The 14415-nt window shown below is 53.1% G+C and carries 10 protein-coding genes; 5 read left to right on the top strand and 5 right to left on the bottom strand.

From position 1 onward, the window contains the following. Nucleotides 1–181: 181 nt before the first annotated feature. Entirely contained in the window at nt 182–853 is a 672-nt protein-coding gene (locus ACI514_RS21565; protein WP_405122340.1) for a histidine phosphatase family protein, read from the top strand. Then, a complete protein-coding gene (locus tag ACI514_RS21560) occupies nt 850–1671 on the top strand; it encodes a phosphatase PAP2 family protein (RefSeq protein WP_405122339.1) in 822 nt (273 codons plus the stop codon). Before ACI514_RS21565 ends, ACI514_RS21560 begins: the two co-directional genes overlap by 4 nt. A 66-nt stretch (nt 1672–1737) precedes the next feature. Here ACI514_RS21560 and ACI514_RS21555 read toward each other — a convergent pair whose 3' ends face one another. From ACI514_RS21555 to ACI514_RS21545, 3 genes are all read right to left on the bottom strand, one after another. Beyond that, nucleotides 1738–3177: an ArnT family glycosyltransferase gene (locus tag ACI514_RS21555; protein ID WP_405122338.1), complete on the bottom strand. Its 1440-nt coding sequence runs from the start codon at nt 3175–3177 to the stop codon at nt 1738–1740. A gap of 67 nt (nt 3178–3244) precedes the next feature. Then, on the bottom strand, nt 3245–3832 hold the full coding sequence (gene rimJ / locus ACI514_RS21550) for a ribosomal protein S5-alanine N-acetyltransferase (RefSeq protein ID WP_405122337.1): 588 nt from the start codon (nt 3830–3832) through the stop codon (nt 3245–3247). A gap of 259 nt (nt 3833–4091) precedes the next feature. Continuing rightward, nucleotides 4092–4463, bottom strand: a complete 372-nt coding sequence (locus ACI514_RS21545; RefSeq protein WP_405122336.1) for a DUF6124 family protein — start codon at nt 4461–4463, stop codon at nt 4092–4094. Nucleotides 4464–4778: 315 nt separating this feature from the next. On the opposite strand from ACI514_RS21545, the gene ACI514_RS21540 reads away from it, so the two are divergent. The 3 genes from ACI514_RS21540 to ACI514_RS21530 all read left to right on the top strand — a co-directional run bounded on the left by ACI514_RS21540 (nt 4779) and on the right by ACI514_RS21530 (nt 7645). Next, nucleotides 4779–5819 (top strand): EamA family transporter, encoded by a 1041-nt coding sequence (locus ACI514_RS21540; RefSeq protein ID WP_405122335.1) that lies wholly within the window; start codon nt 4779–4781, stop codon nt 5817–5819. Between the two features lie 559 nt (nt 5820–6378). Then, on the top strand, nt 6379–7245 hold the full coding sequence (locus ACI514_RS21535) for a hypothetical protein (protein WP_257356984.1): 867 nt from the start codon (nt 6379–6381) through the stop codon (nt 7243–7245). Beyond that, nucleotides 7223–7645, top strand: a complete 423-nt coding sequence (locus ACI514_RS21530) for a hypothetical protein (RefSeq protein ID WP_257356985.1) — start codon at nt 7223–7225, stop codon at nt 7643–7645. The genes ACI514_RS21535 and ACI514_RS21530 overlap by 23 nt, the downstream gene beginning before the upstream one ends. Nucleotides 7646–7740: 95 nt before the next feature. On the opposite strand, the gene ACI514_RS21525 is transcribed toward ACI514_RS21530, so the two are convergent. Together ACI514_RS21525 and ACI514_RS21520 are read right to left on the bottom strand one after the other, a co-directional pair. Beyond that, nucleotides 7741–8091 carry a hypothetical protein gene (locus ACI514_RS21525; protein WP_405122334.1) on the bottom strand — a complete coding sequence of 117 codons (351 nt, stop codon included), beginning with the start codon at nt 8089–8091 and terminating at the stop codon, nt 7741–7743. A 444-nt stretch (nt 8092–8535) separates the two neighbouring features. Continuing rightward, complete coding sequence (locus tag ACI514_RS21520) at nt 8536–14403, bottom strand: DEAD/DEAH box helicase (RefSeq protein ID WP_405122333.1); 5868 nt, start codon at nt 14401–14403, stop codon at nt 8536–8538. Between the last annotated feature and the right edge of the window lie 12 nt (nt 14404–14415).

Below are 14415 nucleotides of genomic sequence, written 5' to 3'. Positions count from 1 at the left end.
AAGGGTGTTAGCAGGTTTGTATCGGCCGCATTTCCCAGAGCTGAAAGGATTTTGTCCTACGGAATTTGTAACATCGGATCCCAAGACTTTTTTCACATGGGTTTCACTGGCTGCCCACGCGCGCCTCTGTACCTTCGCCGCATCGAATGAACCCGTGATGCACAGTGGCGAGGCGGTTTTTGTGGAATTGAGACTGAGTCTGTTCGGCGTCAAACGCTCGATCGATCTGAGCTTTTTGGCGCGTTTTCGCAACACTTGGGTGGTGTTGGCGGCATCGGTATTGGTGATCCCGCTGACCCTGTGGTTGCTGGCGCCGGCGGCGGTGCCGGATCTGGCCCACGGCAATGTCGCCGGTGCGCAGGCGCTGACAGCCGGTTGGGCCAAGGGCGAGATGATCGTGCTGGTGCGTCACGTCGAGCGCTGCGATCACTCGAAAGCCGCGTGCCTGAGTGGCAACGACGGCATCACCGATCGCTCGCGCAGTGTCGCGGTGGCGGTCGGTGCAAGGTTCGAACAACTGGGCCTGAACAACGTCGACATCTATAACAGCCCGTCGATGCGCACGGTGCAGACCGCCGGTTACATGTTCAACCATGCCGCCCGCGGTGACGACTGGTTGATCAACTGCCGGGGCCGCATGTTGCAGGACGCCTTGGCCCACAAGGTTCCCGGTCGCAATCTGGTACTGGTGACCCACAGCGAATGCATGGCGCAGATCGAGAAAGACCTCAAAGTGCCGACTTCGGACATGGGTTACGGCTCGTCATTGTTTGTTTCCGCTGCCAGCCCGGCGGCTCCCAAGATGCTCGGCTTCATTGAAGCCTCCGACTGGCGCACGGTGACCACCCGATGAAATCTCGTTTCTACCTTTATAACTTCGGCATTCCGCTAGCCTGCGCGGCGCTGGTGTTCCTGATGTTCGACATGACCAAAATCGACATCGCCTTCAGCAACCTGTTGTTCGATCCGCTGACGCAGTCCTTCCCGCTCGACAAAATCCACTTCTTTGAAAAGCTCACGCATAAATGGGCGCGGATCATTCCCAACTGGACGGCGGAAATCGCTCTGATCGGCGCGCTGCTATCGGTGGTCTGGCCGTTGGTCAATCCGCACAAACGTCCGCGACTCGGTGCAATGCTGGAGCGCAGCAAAGTCGCGCCGGTGCTGCGATTTGCCGCTGATCACCGTAGGGATTTTCTGTTTGTAGTGTTCGCATTTGCGGTCTGCACGGGAGTGATTCACTTCCTTAAATCCCACACCAGCGTTTACTGCCCGATCGAAACCACGCTGTACGGCGGGAAAATGGCTCACATTGAGTGGTACAGCAACTTTCAACTGTTCCATGAAGCCGGTAGTGGCCGGTGCTGGCCGGGTGGTCATGCGTCGGGCGGCTTCACCATGCTGGCGCTGTATTTCGTGGCGCGGCGCTATCAATGGCGTTTTTCCAGTGCAATCTTGTGGGGCTCGCTGTTGCTGGGATTCGTTTATGGCACTACTCGCGTCCTGCAAGGCTGGCACTACATGTCCCACACCTTCTGGGCCGGGATCTTCGTCTGGCTGGCGTGTTTGCTGACGGCGCTGGCCTTTTACGGGCGGGCACGGCTGGATGTGCCGGTGCTGAGCAAGCGCACACAGAAAGCGTTCAGTACTCAGCCTGAGATTTCTCTCTGAACCCGTTCGGATGAAATGAAAAACCCGCCAATCACCGGCGGGTTTTTTTATGTGGCTGCGCAGGCCTCAATAGCCGACGAAGTAATACGCCTGACGCCCGACCATCATGGTCTTGAGTACTTTCAGTGGCGGCGTGGGTTCACTGTCACCAGCCATCACCACGACATGCGAGGGCGAGGCCGTGAGGAAATCTCGCAACTGCGCTTCGGTATCCAGCCCTTTGAGTACTTGCTGGGTATAGAAGACCGTAGCGCCACCGACCCGCTCATTGGCCTGAAACAGTGCGACCTGATGTCCGGCGGTTTGCAGCGTCTGAATCTCTGCACTCAATGGCAGGAACGATAGCTTTTTGTCGGCGTGGGGCAGTGCCCATTGCGCGGCGGCGAGATAACTGCCGATCACCAGCGTGAGCACAGTCACTGCCAATGTCTGACGGTGACGGGCGATTCGGCCTATGAACTGATTGGCGGATTCGTACAGCTTCAATCGTTCGAACAACACGCCTGCATATTCTGCCGCGATCACCGCTGCGGCTGGCGTCATCGACATCAGGTACACCGTGCGCTTGCTCGACGCCAACGTCAGCATCACGAACTGCGCAACGATCCACAGGCTGAAAAACAGCAAGTAGCGGTTGGCCTTCAATTGTTTGCGGAAATGCCAGAGCCCCAGGTACACCAGAATGTTCCAGGGCAGAAAGGCTTCCGGCAGTTTGGCGAGGTAGTAATAGAACGGCTCATAGTGCCCGGCCTCGACGAACGATCCGCTGAAGCGTCCGACGCTGTTGGTCAACAGCACTTCTCTGACGGCTTGTGCGCCGCCGTGCTGGAAGAGGATGACGAGCCAGATCAGCAGCGGAATCAAGCCGACCAGGGTCAGTAAGCCCGGCCGCAGCCAATCGGTGATTTTCAGGCGCTTGTCCATCAGGTTGTCGGCCAGCAGATAGGCGAAAATCACCACTCCCGGCATGGCCAGCCCCAGCACACCTTTGCTCAATGTAGCGATGGCGATCCCGACGACAAACAACAGCAAGTTGCTCGCGGTCGACGCCCGTTGCGCCTGGAAAAAGGCCAGCAGCGCCATGGTCACTCCGAGGGCGAGCAAAGCATCCTCACCGACCCCGCGCACATTGCTCCAGTAACTGGCCATAGTCGCGAGCAGAATGCCCGCCGTCCAGGCAATCATTTTCGGCCGTTCAAAGCGGCGCAACATGCCGTACAGCAGCATCACGCTGAGCAAGCCAGCCACCGCCGACGCCAGCCGCACGGCCCACGGTGAAACACCGAACACACGCATGGCGCCAGCATCCAGCCACAGACTCAGTGGTGGTTTTTCCAGAAACGGTTCGCCGAACAGGCGAGGCGTCACCCAATCGTTATCAAGGTGCATCTCCATGGCGATCCCGGCGACGCGGGCCTCGGTGGAGCCTTGCAATTGGTGGCCGCCCAAGCCGAAGAAAAACAGCAGGGCGGCAAGCAGAAACAGCGAAGTGGCGGCACGCGACATGGCTTTCAGGCAACCGGAAGGGGCGGGAGCCTGAGCATACGGCGGCAATCCTGAATAAATTGTGAAGCTAGGCCAGTTGTCGTGACCAACGCTTCTCCGGCGTTTCGAACAGCGGATTGACCAGGGCCGTCAGCACATGATCCTGCCAGCGCCCGGCAATGTTCAGATACGCCTTGGCGTAACCCTCACGTTCGAAGCCCAGACGCTCAAGCAAGCGCTCACTGCGCTCATTGCCGGGAATGTAGTTAGCCATGATCCGATGCAGGTTCTGGATATCGAACATGTAGTCGATACCAGCCTCCAGCGCTTCATGCATCAAGCCCTGTCCCTGTTGGGCTTCATCAATGTGATAGCCCAGATAACACGCCTGAAAGGCCCCGCGAATAATGCCGCTGAAGTTGCAGGCGCCGATCATTTGCTGGCCGTCCGGGGTCAACAGCGCGAAGTGCATGGCCAGCCCGGCCTCGAATGCGCTGGCCTGTATTTCAAGGCGTCGGCGAATCTGCTCGGTGGAAAAATATTCGGTGGTGCGGATCGGCGACCATGGCGCGAGGTGGCGCCGGTTGCGCTGGTAGAACTCGCTTTCAAGTTCGGCCTGATCCGGAGCGAATATTGCGAGCGTCAGGCGTTGGCAGGGCAGGGTCAACAGCGGCATCGGATACTCCGGAGTGGCGGATCTTCCGGCAGGTTGGCGCACTCACCTGTGGGAGAGCAAGCCCTCACAGGCTGACGCGGTAAATCCGAGGCAAAAAAAAGCCCGCAGGAGCGCGGGCGAACCGTAGTTTCTTGAATGAGCGAGCGGACTGTACAAGGCTTGGCCGCGCAGCTGCAGTGAAGAAAAATTCATCTCGATGGGCGGCTCGGCGTTGTCCGATGCTCACCCGAGCGACGGTGCGACTCTACAGTTTCACCCGTCAATGGCGGGTTTCAGGCCCGCTGGTTTGCGGTCCCTGCGGGTCAAGATTGTCCCGCGCCCGGCAGACCAGGATCTCGGCCAGTGCGCTCAGTTGCTTCATGGCCACCGCCACATGGCGTTTCGAGCCGTCGAACTCATCGGTAAGGTTTGCGCTGATGGCGACGAGGGAGTCGAGAATCTCGCTGGCGTGGGTGAGCAGGGTCAGTGTGTCGACATCGTCGCGCACCCTGATGAGTTGATTGAGCGGGACGCTACGCCGCCGACGGGTCGCCTCGGCGCGTGCGGTGGTGTTCGACTGAGGTTGGGGGCTGGAAGCGGGCGCGTCGGAAGGTGCCGAGCCAACCAGCGAAAGTTGTGGGGTCTTTTTCATGACGTAGCTCCGTGGAGTGAACATTCACTGCAGTTGCGGCTGCCAAACCGTCCGTTGGATGGCAGTGGTCGTGGAGCGTAACGTCCTGAGGAACTGTCCACCAGTTCACCAAAGTCGACGCGTGTTGCGGGAATTTTCCTAGGACGTTCGGTGTGGGAAGGAGGGCGTGGCGATAAAACCAAACAGCAGTCGTGATGATCACGGAAGGTCATTTCAAGGCATGTGGTCAGCTGGCGAAACCGTTCACATAATTCTCACCTGAGTTTTGCCATGATCGTTGCCAATATTTCATCGGCCCGAGCGAGTGATCCCGTCATGAATGTGAGCGTGCTCTACGCGTTGGTTGCGGCAGCGTTGTTTGGCGCCAGTACGCCACTCGCCAAGCTGCTGGGCGTACAGATTTCACCGATTCTATTGGCCGGATTGCTCTATCTGGGCAGCGGTCTGGGTTTGACCGTCCTGCGCTTTGCCCGCGATCGAGGTTGGCAGCGTTCCGGACTCGGCACCGGCGAATGGCCGTGGCTGGTCGGAGCCATCGGCTTCGGCGGCGTGCTGGCGCCGGTGGCATTGATGTTCGGTTTGACCAGAACCTCCGGCGCGAGCGCGTCACTGATGCTCAATCTGGAATCAGTGCTCACGGCGCTGCTGGCGTGGGTCGTGTTCAAGGAAAACGCCGATCGGCGAATCGTGATCGGCATGCTCGCCATCGTGGCCGGCGGTGTCGTGTTGTCCTGGCCGCAAGAGGCCGTGTCGGCGCAAGATTGCACAGGCCCGCTGGCCGTCGCCTTCGCCTGCTTTTGCTGGGCCATCGACAATAACCTCACGCGGAAAGTCTCTGCCTCGGACGCACTGTTCATCGCCGGCAGCAAAGGCCTAGTCGCCGGTCTGGTCAACTGCGGCCTGGCCTTGCTCATCGGCACGCAAATGCCTGCGGCCACCACGCTGGTGCCCATCCTGCTGGTCGGGTTTCTCGGTTACGGCGTCAGCCTAGTGATGTTCGTCCTCGCCCTGCGCGGGCTGGGCAGTGCGCGCACCGGCGCGTACTTTTCCACCGCACCGTTTCTGGGCGCAGGTATCTCGATTCTGCTGCTGGGCGAGTCGGTATCGCTGATGTTCCTGCTCGCTGCGGCGTTAATGGCCGTGGGGGTATGGATTCACTTGATGGAAAACCATATTCATGAGCATCAGCACGAACGGCTCGAGCATGATCATCGCCACACACATGATGAGCATCACCAGCATACGCATGGGGCTGACTGGGATGGAACGGAGCCGCACAGTCATCCGCATGTGCATACGCCGATGCGGCATAGCCATGCGCATTTTCCGGATGTGCATCATCGGCATGAGCATTGAGGTGTGTGGGGAGGGATTGGTTTTTTGCGGTGGGGGCTGGATGGGACGGCGAGATGCGACAAAGCCCGCACTTGGCGGGCTTTGTCGTTGAGAGTTGGTGGGCCGGGGTAAGTTGAACTGTTATTTCAACTTATTGAAATTATTAATATAAAATGTATTTTTTTTCGTTCTGGAATACCAATTGGAATACCGCCTATACGGAAAGAGGTGCAGCTCCGTCTAATCAACGCTCTCATTCTTAGGGGACTCATCTGCCTCGAGCCCGCACATTAATGTTTTCTAGTAGTTTCTGCATAGCGCATTCGGAGCCCGCCGGCTGACACGCATTGCGGATGAGGTTGAAATAATGGATACTGTTTATATGTACAGTGTTTCATTTTTTGACGACTCGTTGTGCCTAGGCTTGGGGCAGCCGGCAAGGGTGATGCGAGATTTGAGCTTCCCTGACGCTGGTGGGGACATTTTGCCACTATCGGCGGTAGAGGTTATCCTGCCTGACCCGCATGACCGTACTGCCTATTTGGTAGACGTTTGCTCATCTTCAAGGAAGTAGTTAGGAATGCACGAGACGCTGAGAATAAAAATTGACTTTTTGAAGGAGCGTCAACGGCCAGCTGAAATTTTTCAGGCTATGAGTAGTTATATTGAGGCCTACGAAGCGATAGGCCAAGTCATGGTCGGGAGCCTCGGTGCGCAGGGAGAATTCGCTCTTCGGCTTGAAGATGTCGAGACTGGTTCAGTTGCTAGTGTGCTCAAGGCCGTTCCTGGACGCCTGAAGGGATGGTTCGAGACTGCTGTTTTCGAATCAAGCATGAAATTAGCGGAAGACCTAGCGGGTCTCGAAAGTACCACTACTGAAGAAGAGGTTGATCAGCTAGCGTCAGGAGTTGAAGCTGAACTAGCTAAGTTTAATGATGAACAGATGTTTGCCCCAAAAATTGATCGAAAAGCTTTTGCACACGCATTGAATAAATTGTCAGAAGCAAATAAGAGGCTGCTTCCTGAGGAGAGCGCTTCTGCTAGCATCGTTGAATCGGAAAATGTTACAGCTATCAATACTCACTGGCGTTTTAACGCGAATCCCAAAGAGATGTTTCAAGGGACGACTGAAACTAAAGGCTGCGTGGATAAACTTTACGTCAGAGCGCCAGTCAACATCGGTAAAGGAGCTTGGGCTATGCTCAGCGCCAGTACGAACAATCGCTACAATGCCAAGATCACTGACTTCCCGTGGCTTGAGCAGTACCAAGATGGCTCTATAGCACCTATTGGTCCCAGAGACGTTATGGAGGCTGAGGTTTCAATTGAAATTTACTCTCCGCCTCCGGGGAAAGGTAAACCCTTCATTTCGGGTGCGAAAGTCGTAAGAGTTTTGCAAATTCACCGCGATGTCGGATTACAGCATGAAACAAAGCCTCTCTTCTAAAAAACGAAACACGATGTGGGCGGAGCTTTTTTCCGAGTACATCTTCATAGTCACACCTTTTGTCTTTCTTGTGGCAATTAAACTTTATACATCGTCTTGGAAAGATATTTTACTAGCGCCTGATTGGTCGTTAGTGTCCTGTATTATCTTTGGCCAGATCGCGGTGAGAATGTCTCGATCTGCAATTAAGTATCGCACTGCGGATGATACGCAGTTTGGGCTGTATTCGGCGAAGCGATTTTTCTTGGTTGCAATGTCTTTGCTGTTTTACTTTGGGATGGTGGCGCAGCCCACAATATATCTCGGATGGGGGCAACTGGTTTTATTTTTAATGGCTAGCTATTTTCATTTTAAAGACGGTCTTGCCGCTCGAATTCTTGAGGGGGGTGTCAAAATTTAGTTGTTGGGGCGCGTCGAAGTGCGGGCTGATTATGGCTAAGATGAATAGGGCCACAAGCGAATCGTTGGTACTGAATTAACTTGCGTCGGCGTATATCACCAATTTGACGAATCATGTTCGGATCGTTCCCGATTCAGATAGACAGCTGGAAACAGCACCGGATCGTCCGAGATGACGTCCAGCGTGTCGATTCCATATTCTACATAAACACGTTTGCCGAGCTGCGTCAGGGCTAAGGCCTTAATTCGACGGATATGTTCTGGTATGCACCGGTATCCGTCATGGGCGAGCAAGTCGCGTAGGTAGTGTTTCGCAGAGCGAAGTGCAATCTTGAACCGCAATGATTCCCGGTGCGGTCGATCCTGCCAGTACGCGAATAGCTTGAACAAGCGGAACTTCAGGCATGTGATGGGGTCGATGACGGCTATCTGCACACCTTCGATCATAAATATTCTCTTTGCTTTAAATCGAATAGCAACTGAAAACATCAGAAATAGACGTCATTGATCTACACGGTTGAATAGCATCCGTGCAGCGAGCTTCTGTGGTAGGCAGTGTCCGCTGACTGTAGACACGAGAAGTGTGCCTGCGGTTAGCAACGTCTGAGGATTTCTAGGAGTGGGCCCGCTCAAATTCAAGAAGATGAATCAGACCATCACTTCGACGTCCCAGTTCGCTATTGGGCGGGGATTGAGATGTCTTTTCGAGTGTCTGCGCCAGCATGTTACAGAGCAATGAACTGGATACGAGATGGTGGTTGCCTCCCATATTCTTAGAAAATACAGCCGCTTCCGGTCACTACTGAAGCGGCTATTTTTATGATGGGTGCAGACATGGTGTCATGTCACACCTGCTTTTCGCGCTTTCCCAATGGAAAGGGCCAAAATATCTCAGCGAGCTTTCATCCAACTGGCCATGGCTTTGAGAGGGCGTCGCTCCAAGTTGAAAGTATCAACGAAGCGTAACTCTGGCGACCAGTCATTTCCCAGTAGGTCAGATAGCGCGCTAGTCTCTAAACTCCAAAGTGGGTGAACAATCACGTATCGGGTTTCACCGCTGCCTTTACGTTCCAGCAGGAAAGGTAGCCCCGAATGGCTAAGTTTTCCGGGAGTTAAGACCCCGGGGCGCATCTGAGCAATGTTTTCTGCTAACCATTCCGCTCGTTCACGCCAGCCCATGATCTCTGGATAGGCCGCATCCCGCACGTCTATGCCACATGAGTAATCCGGCGTGACCATTGAACGTAGATAGGATAATCCCAAGCGCCAATCAAGAAGACCATGATATCGACGGTTACCAAACCGCTGAATACAACGGTAGCAAGACGTATGGCATTGAGCTGAGTGATCCCCATCTGCCGACATACTAAGAAAATCTAGAAGCGGCCATTGATCGTGTTTTTCCAAGGCATCGTGAAGGATATCTAGAATTTTCGGTCGCGAGCCGCCAGGAACTGTTTCACCTAAACGGCGGCAGAGGCCAGATCCATTGATTAGCGCGTCGGCGATCTGTAGGAGAGGTTTTCCCGAACGCACGCGCGGTTCCAGCGCCTCAAACTCATCGGCAGAAACGTCTAGTTCTAGAGCAGCCTTTTGGACTAGTATTTGCGTCGCACTAATCGCAGCAGCTCGGATTGAAAGACGATCATATTTACCTCGTCGCGCTACATGTGCCAGATCAAGCCGAAAATCAAACCTCCCCAATTCAAGCTGAACAGATTCTGTCTGTTTGCATGAGATCAATCCAAATCGAGGTAATGGATTTCCGATATTTCCCCAGCGAGCCAGCCCCCCACTTGTGCTGCGAGCATTTCCGAGCCAGCCTGCCTCATAAGCTTGGAGCTCACCATCAATTTTAGGGGGCTTTGTGCTGCCCGACGGTATAGTGACCCTCAGGTCTGAAGCTTCCTGAACAAGGAAGCCTTCCCCCTCTCCATCAATATTTGCGACCCCGTCGTTCATTTGCATGATCGTTATGCCGGCACCGTGCATTACAGTTATGTTCCCATGTTCCAGTCGATCACCTGGACTCACCAAGGTAGCCATGCTGCGAACGGACATTCGCCCAACGTCTTCTTCGCCGTCTTTTGGATTAAAGTCAGTGCGAAATCCAGAGGGAGTTACATATCGTTTCAGTTCTTCAGGAAGAATTTCCGCTTGGCAGTCATCACACCTCAGCGATGCTTGTGGTATCAAATCTCTCCTAGTTGCTGAGCCGCAGTCTTTACAAACAGCTACCCAAGTTTCAGTCTCATACCAACGGGACAGCGCCCTTATCGATAGATCATTTTTTTTGAAACCCTGAGGAGTAGATAGACTCCCGGTAAAGCCGACAACACGATGTTTCTGCTTATCTTTGACTAGCACCGCACCTGGTGCATACTCGAACACAGCAAGATCAAGGTCACGATCCATAGTGGACCACTCGTAATCATCTGTAGCGCCTACTTTTACAGAACGAAGGCCCAGGTATAGGTTACGAACACGCGTAGGCATACCATACATAGGTAATAATCCCCACTCAGCCAAGAAGCGTGCAAGTCCCATCTCCGAATTTGGTGCGTATGCTTTAAGGTCGTCGATTTCTTTAATCAAAATATTGACATCAGATTTATTTTTAAGGCGATTTTGCTGTTCGGGGTCAAAGGATGCTGCTGTAATAAAATTATCACGTTCAGTGATGGTTGTGGTAAGTGCATCATGCAGGCGCCGAGGCCAGTTCGCCGCGGTATTATGAAAATAATCTTGAGTTGATACGTATTCACCGTGAACATCAGGTGGCATTACTAGGTCGCCTGGATATAGATCGCCAACTCTTGCACACTCATCACGTAAGTATTTGAATGCGGCACGCAACCAGTTCTTGCGTACTAAACGCAGAGGAATGGGGTCGTGACCAGTAGCAAGGAAAGGAGGAGGCGGTGGGTCGCCAGTAATTGCACGTGGGTGCGCGAAATAATACGCGTCATGACTTCGACCGCGACAGAAGGTAATGACCAGTGAGAATGCTTGACCTCGGCGGCCAGCACGACCAACTCGCTGTTGATAATTGAATCTCTGCGGAGGCATGTTAGCCTGATATACACTCTGCAAGGCTCCTATGTCGATTCCAACCTCCATAGTGGTTGTGACAGATAGCATATCGATCTCTTGAGCTCGCTTTTGTATTTCACTTTCGCCATCAACAAAGATCCCTTTGAACTTGCGTAGGCGATCCGAAAAGTCATCCGTTTGCCCCGTCAGCTCTTCCACACGCAGACGGAATCGGGCAACTTTTTCTTCTTGCCCTCGAACGATCCGGCGACCTAGAAAGTTATTACGCCACAACTCTCCTGCTTGCCCCGTCGCCTGCTCGGCAAGTCCTTCTCCACAGCGAGTACACCTTCCCGGTCCACGGTGAAGATGTACTCGCTCGCAATTGTTGCAGCGCCAATAAGGATCATCTTCCTTCGCTATTTTCAGAAATAACTTTCCGACATGGATTATGCCGCTTGGATAGCCTAAAGTTGAGAGCTCATTGAGAATACTGCTAAGGCCATCGATTGAACCTTCTGGAAATACAACCTGGGCAAATCGATGCACTCGTTTATTTTTTATGTCCGTGCCTGAAAGCCACTCTACTACGTCATCGCCTTTAACAAATTTATTATCCAAAACACGATAGGCCCCAGCAAAAACCCGTAACCACGCATCGAGTCGGTCTGCTTTTTCATCATTCCCATCCATGATGGACGGATATGCCAATCCGGTTTCTTCCAATGCAAAGAAAGTGTTTGCAAAAATTACGTCGTCGATAAGTTCATATTGACCTTTTAGTATGTCAGCGTTGAGATCAGCTTTTTGAACGTCATTTAACTTATGGGAGTAAGCTGATTTCCCTTCGTGTTGAACAAACAAATCGTGCCAAATTTTCCCTTGGAAATGTTTCTTTCCTAAACGATCAAATGGATGGACACCGAGAGAGACAAAGTCTGATGTAAGGGCGCCAAGACTAGAGTCAGAGCTGCACTGAAGGAGTTTGCTAAGGGAAACCCTGTCGCTGTTTTTCTGCGTTCCTGAGGTTATTTGTTTGGTGAACTTTTCGGCAAGCAATTCCATTTCCGACTGCTTCGTAACAAGCGACTGCATAAGCTGCCCAAATTCGAGTGGATCGATCCATTCTTCTTTCGACTTCTTAACCATTTCTCTCGCTGCATTTACTAAGACTTCACGCCGCAGATCTCGCAGATGCAGAGTCTCGATCTCTAACGCCTGATTAGCTGCATCCTGTCGACTGTCAGAAAAAACAATACCTTTTGGTTCAGCCCCAATCGCGTGCAATAATTCGAAAAGCTCGGTAGCAACCAATTGGGAGGTTTTAGTCACACCTGTTCTGAATGCTCGAATTGGCGAACGGGAGCGGCTGAAAATCGGGCGGTTGGAGTAATCGGTGCCACATTTCGGACAGCAGAACGGCTGGGCCATTAGAGGCCCCGTGATTTTACCGTTACGACCTTTCACTGCTGTCTCTTGCTGACGATATAAATAACCTCCAATGTGTCCGGAGGGGACATTTGCTTTAATAGACACCAGTCCTGTTTCTGGATTTAAACTTGCAGCCTCCCAGTCATCATAATCTCGATCCGAGGCCGCCCACTGCACCCTGCGAGGCCAAAATACGGCAAACTCATCAAGTGTCATTTTGTCGTAGTATTCAGAACCTACCTTCTCAGGCATATTGTCTAAGTCTGCCGCAGAAGGGAGAAGCTCTGTCTCTATACCGTCTGCGACTTTTTGACCTCGTTGGCCGCCGATCAAAAGATCCCCACAGGCCTCACAGTACAGCAACTCAAACAATCGGCGGCCTCGCCCACCGTCTATTCGAGGCTTCGCGTGGGTTACGCCACGCTCCACGGTAAAATCCTCGAACACTGGGGTAATACCGTCAAGCGTGACTGAAGCGAAAAGTCCTTCAATATTTCGGATAAACGTGTGTACGCGAAAGGCTGTAGTGGTCGGAGAAACACTCGAATCCCACGCGCCTGATTCCGGGAGCGCGCGAGCCAATAGTAGTCCTCGTAATGCCTTGTCCTCATCACCGGAATCGGGGAGGAAGATACGACTGACCAAATCTTTCGCTGACGTAGCGCGAACGTCGCTTCCTTCACGGCAGGCTTGCGTCAATACAGCGGCAGCTAACTCGGCTAATGCTTTGACTCGGTCGACAGCTCCGCCTGAGGTACTCCCCAAAGCTCTAGCTGCGTGCTCCACAGCGGGGTTGAGAGCTTCAGCATTAGAAATTCTAGCGACGAATCCGTCTTTGCCTCTTAACGCGGTTTCGAATAAATCAACAAAGGGCTGAGCTTTTATCAACCCTCCAGAAAACTCCGGTAGGTGTGGAGTACCCACGACAATACAGTCTCGCCAGAACTCAGGATCAATGGCTCCCAGATCATTTGCGTTTTGGCTCGTACCATATGGAGCGAATAGATCGCGCAGATAAACAAGCGACTGTGCTTCAAGACTCCCGTCTATTGGCATAGAAGCGGAGGAGGCGAGTAAGCGCAATTTGTATCGATGAGCTGGTTGATCGAGCCCCAGTCGTTGAATAAGCGTCTTAACTAAAAATGCTGTCTCGGTACCTGCTGAGCCGCGAATTAAGTGCAACTCATCGAATACAAGATAAAAGTAAGAGTCATCATTACTCAGCAGCCAGTCTCGTGTCTTAGTGAACACAGATTCTTCTACTTCTCGCGAGAGCATTGTGCCGAGCATGGATGCGTTCGTAACCAGAATATCTGGTGGATCTGCCTGCATGTCCCAACGCGAAAGCATTTCACCACCGTCTACGGAAGGGAAGATGTAACGAGTCTCATCGGAAGCCTTTTTCCCCTCCTCGGTAGTTAACTCTGCCTGGCAGTCAAAAGCGAGCGCAGCATCCTGATCACGTTTGAAACCCTGCATAGCATCTCGCAGCCGCGTAACGCGCCGGGTGCGACGCTGTTTTTCCTCTTTATTGTCGGCAATGCGCGGATGACACTCAAAGCCGGTAACAGGCGTGGAGCTGGTGTACTGACCGAAGTAAAGTCGATTGCCTTTGAAGCGCTCTTGCATCACCTCTCTTGCATCGTCAGAGTCTAGTGTTTTTCGGAGGCGTTGCATTTGGTCCTCGACCAAGGCGTTCATCGGGTAGATCACCAAAGCTCTGACCGCACTTGGACGATTTTCACCATGCCTCCGGGCGGACCACTGCCCTTTATCTTCAAGCCACCAATTTTTCTTTAGATACTCGCTGCCAGGGGCAACCCAAGACACTGCCTCATTAGTAATTGCAGCTAGTACCGGCAACATGAAGCTTTCTGTTTTTCCGCTGCCGGTACGAGATGTTACGATACCCGGCTTGCCCGGCAGCAATCCGCGCCTTAGCATTTCGACCTGATGGTCGTAAGGCGCAAATAAGGATTTTCGTCTAATCTCGCCCTCGCAACGCGCACCTTGGAATAGCCCGGAAAGCGCTAGCTCGACGAAGGCTTGCCTGCCGTCTTTACTGATCGGCGCGAGCGGACCATCATCCAACTGTGCAAGCTGTTCAAGATTCTTTGAGTGCGACTGATAGCGCAGTACCGGCTCGATAAATGGATCGGTAGCCAATACGTCGACCGTCATCAGAAGATTCCGACGCGCCTCCGCTGCCGCTTTATTAGAAATGCGGAAACTTGTCTCAACATAGTTGATGACAAAATCTTGGATTCGACGGAAACCACCAATTGGGTCTAACACAGACTCATCTCC

It is taken from the genome of Pseudomonas sp. M20 (genome assembly GCF_045037865.1).
GTDB lineage: Bacteria > Pseudomonadota > Gammaproteobacteria > Pseudomonadales > Pseudomonadaceae > Aquipseudomonas.
The sequence above is the reverse complement of the archived record's forward strand: the minus strand, read 5'-3'. Positions and strand labels throughout refer to the sequence as shown.

Bases quoted from the DNA above. Each gene is read 5' to 3' on its own strand.
- ACI514_RS21560 (WP_405122339.1), top strand. From the start codon at position 850: ATGAAATCTCGTTTCTACCTTTATAACTTCGGCATTCCGCTAGCCTGC.
- ACI514_RS21555 (WP_405122338.1), bottom strand. From the start codon at position 3,177: ATGTCGCGTGCCGCCACTTCGCTGTTTCTGCTTGCCGCCCTGCTGTTT.
- rimJ (WP_405122337.1), bottom strand. From the start codon at position 3,832: ATGCCGCTGTTGACCCTGCCCTGCCAACGCCTGACGCTCGCAATATTC.
- ACI514_RS21545 (WP_405122336.1), bottom strand. From the start codon at position 4,463: ATGAAAAAGACCCCACAACTTTCGCTGGTTGGCTCGGCACCTTCCGAC.
- ACI514_RS21540 (WP_405122335.1), top strand. From the start codon at position 4,779: ATGAATGTGAGCGTGCTCTACGCGTTGGTTGCGGCAGCGTTGTTTGGC.
- ACI514_RS21535 (WP_257356984.1), top strand. From the start codon at position 6,379: ATGCACGAGACGCTGAGAATAAAAATTGACTTTTTGAAGGAGCGTCAA.
- ACI514_RS21530 (WP_257356985.1), top strand. From the start codon at position 7,223: ATGAAACAAAGCCTCTCTTCTAAAAAACGAAACACGATGTGGGCGGAG.
- ACI514_RS21525 (WP_405122334.1), bottom strand. From the start codon at position 8,091: ATGATCGAAGGTGTGCAGATAGCCGTCATCGACCCCATCACATGCCTG.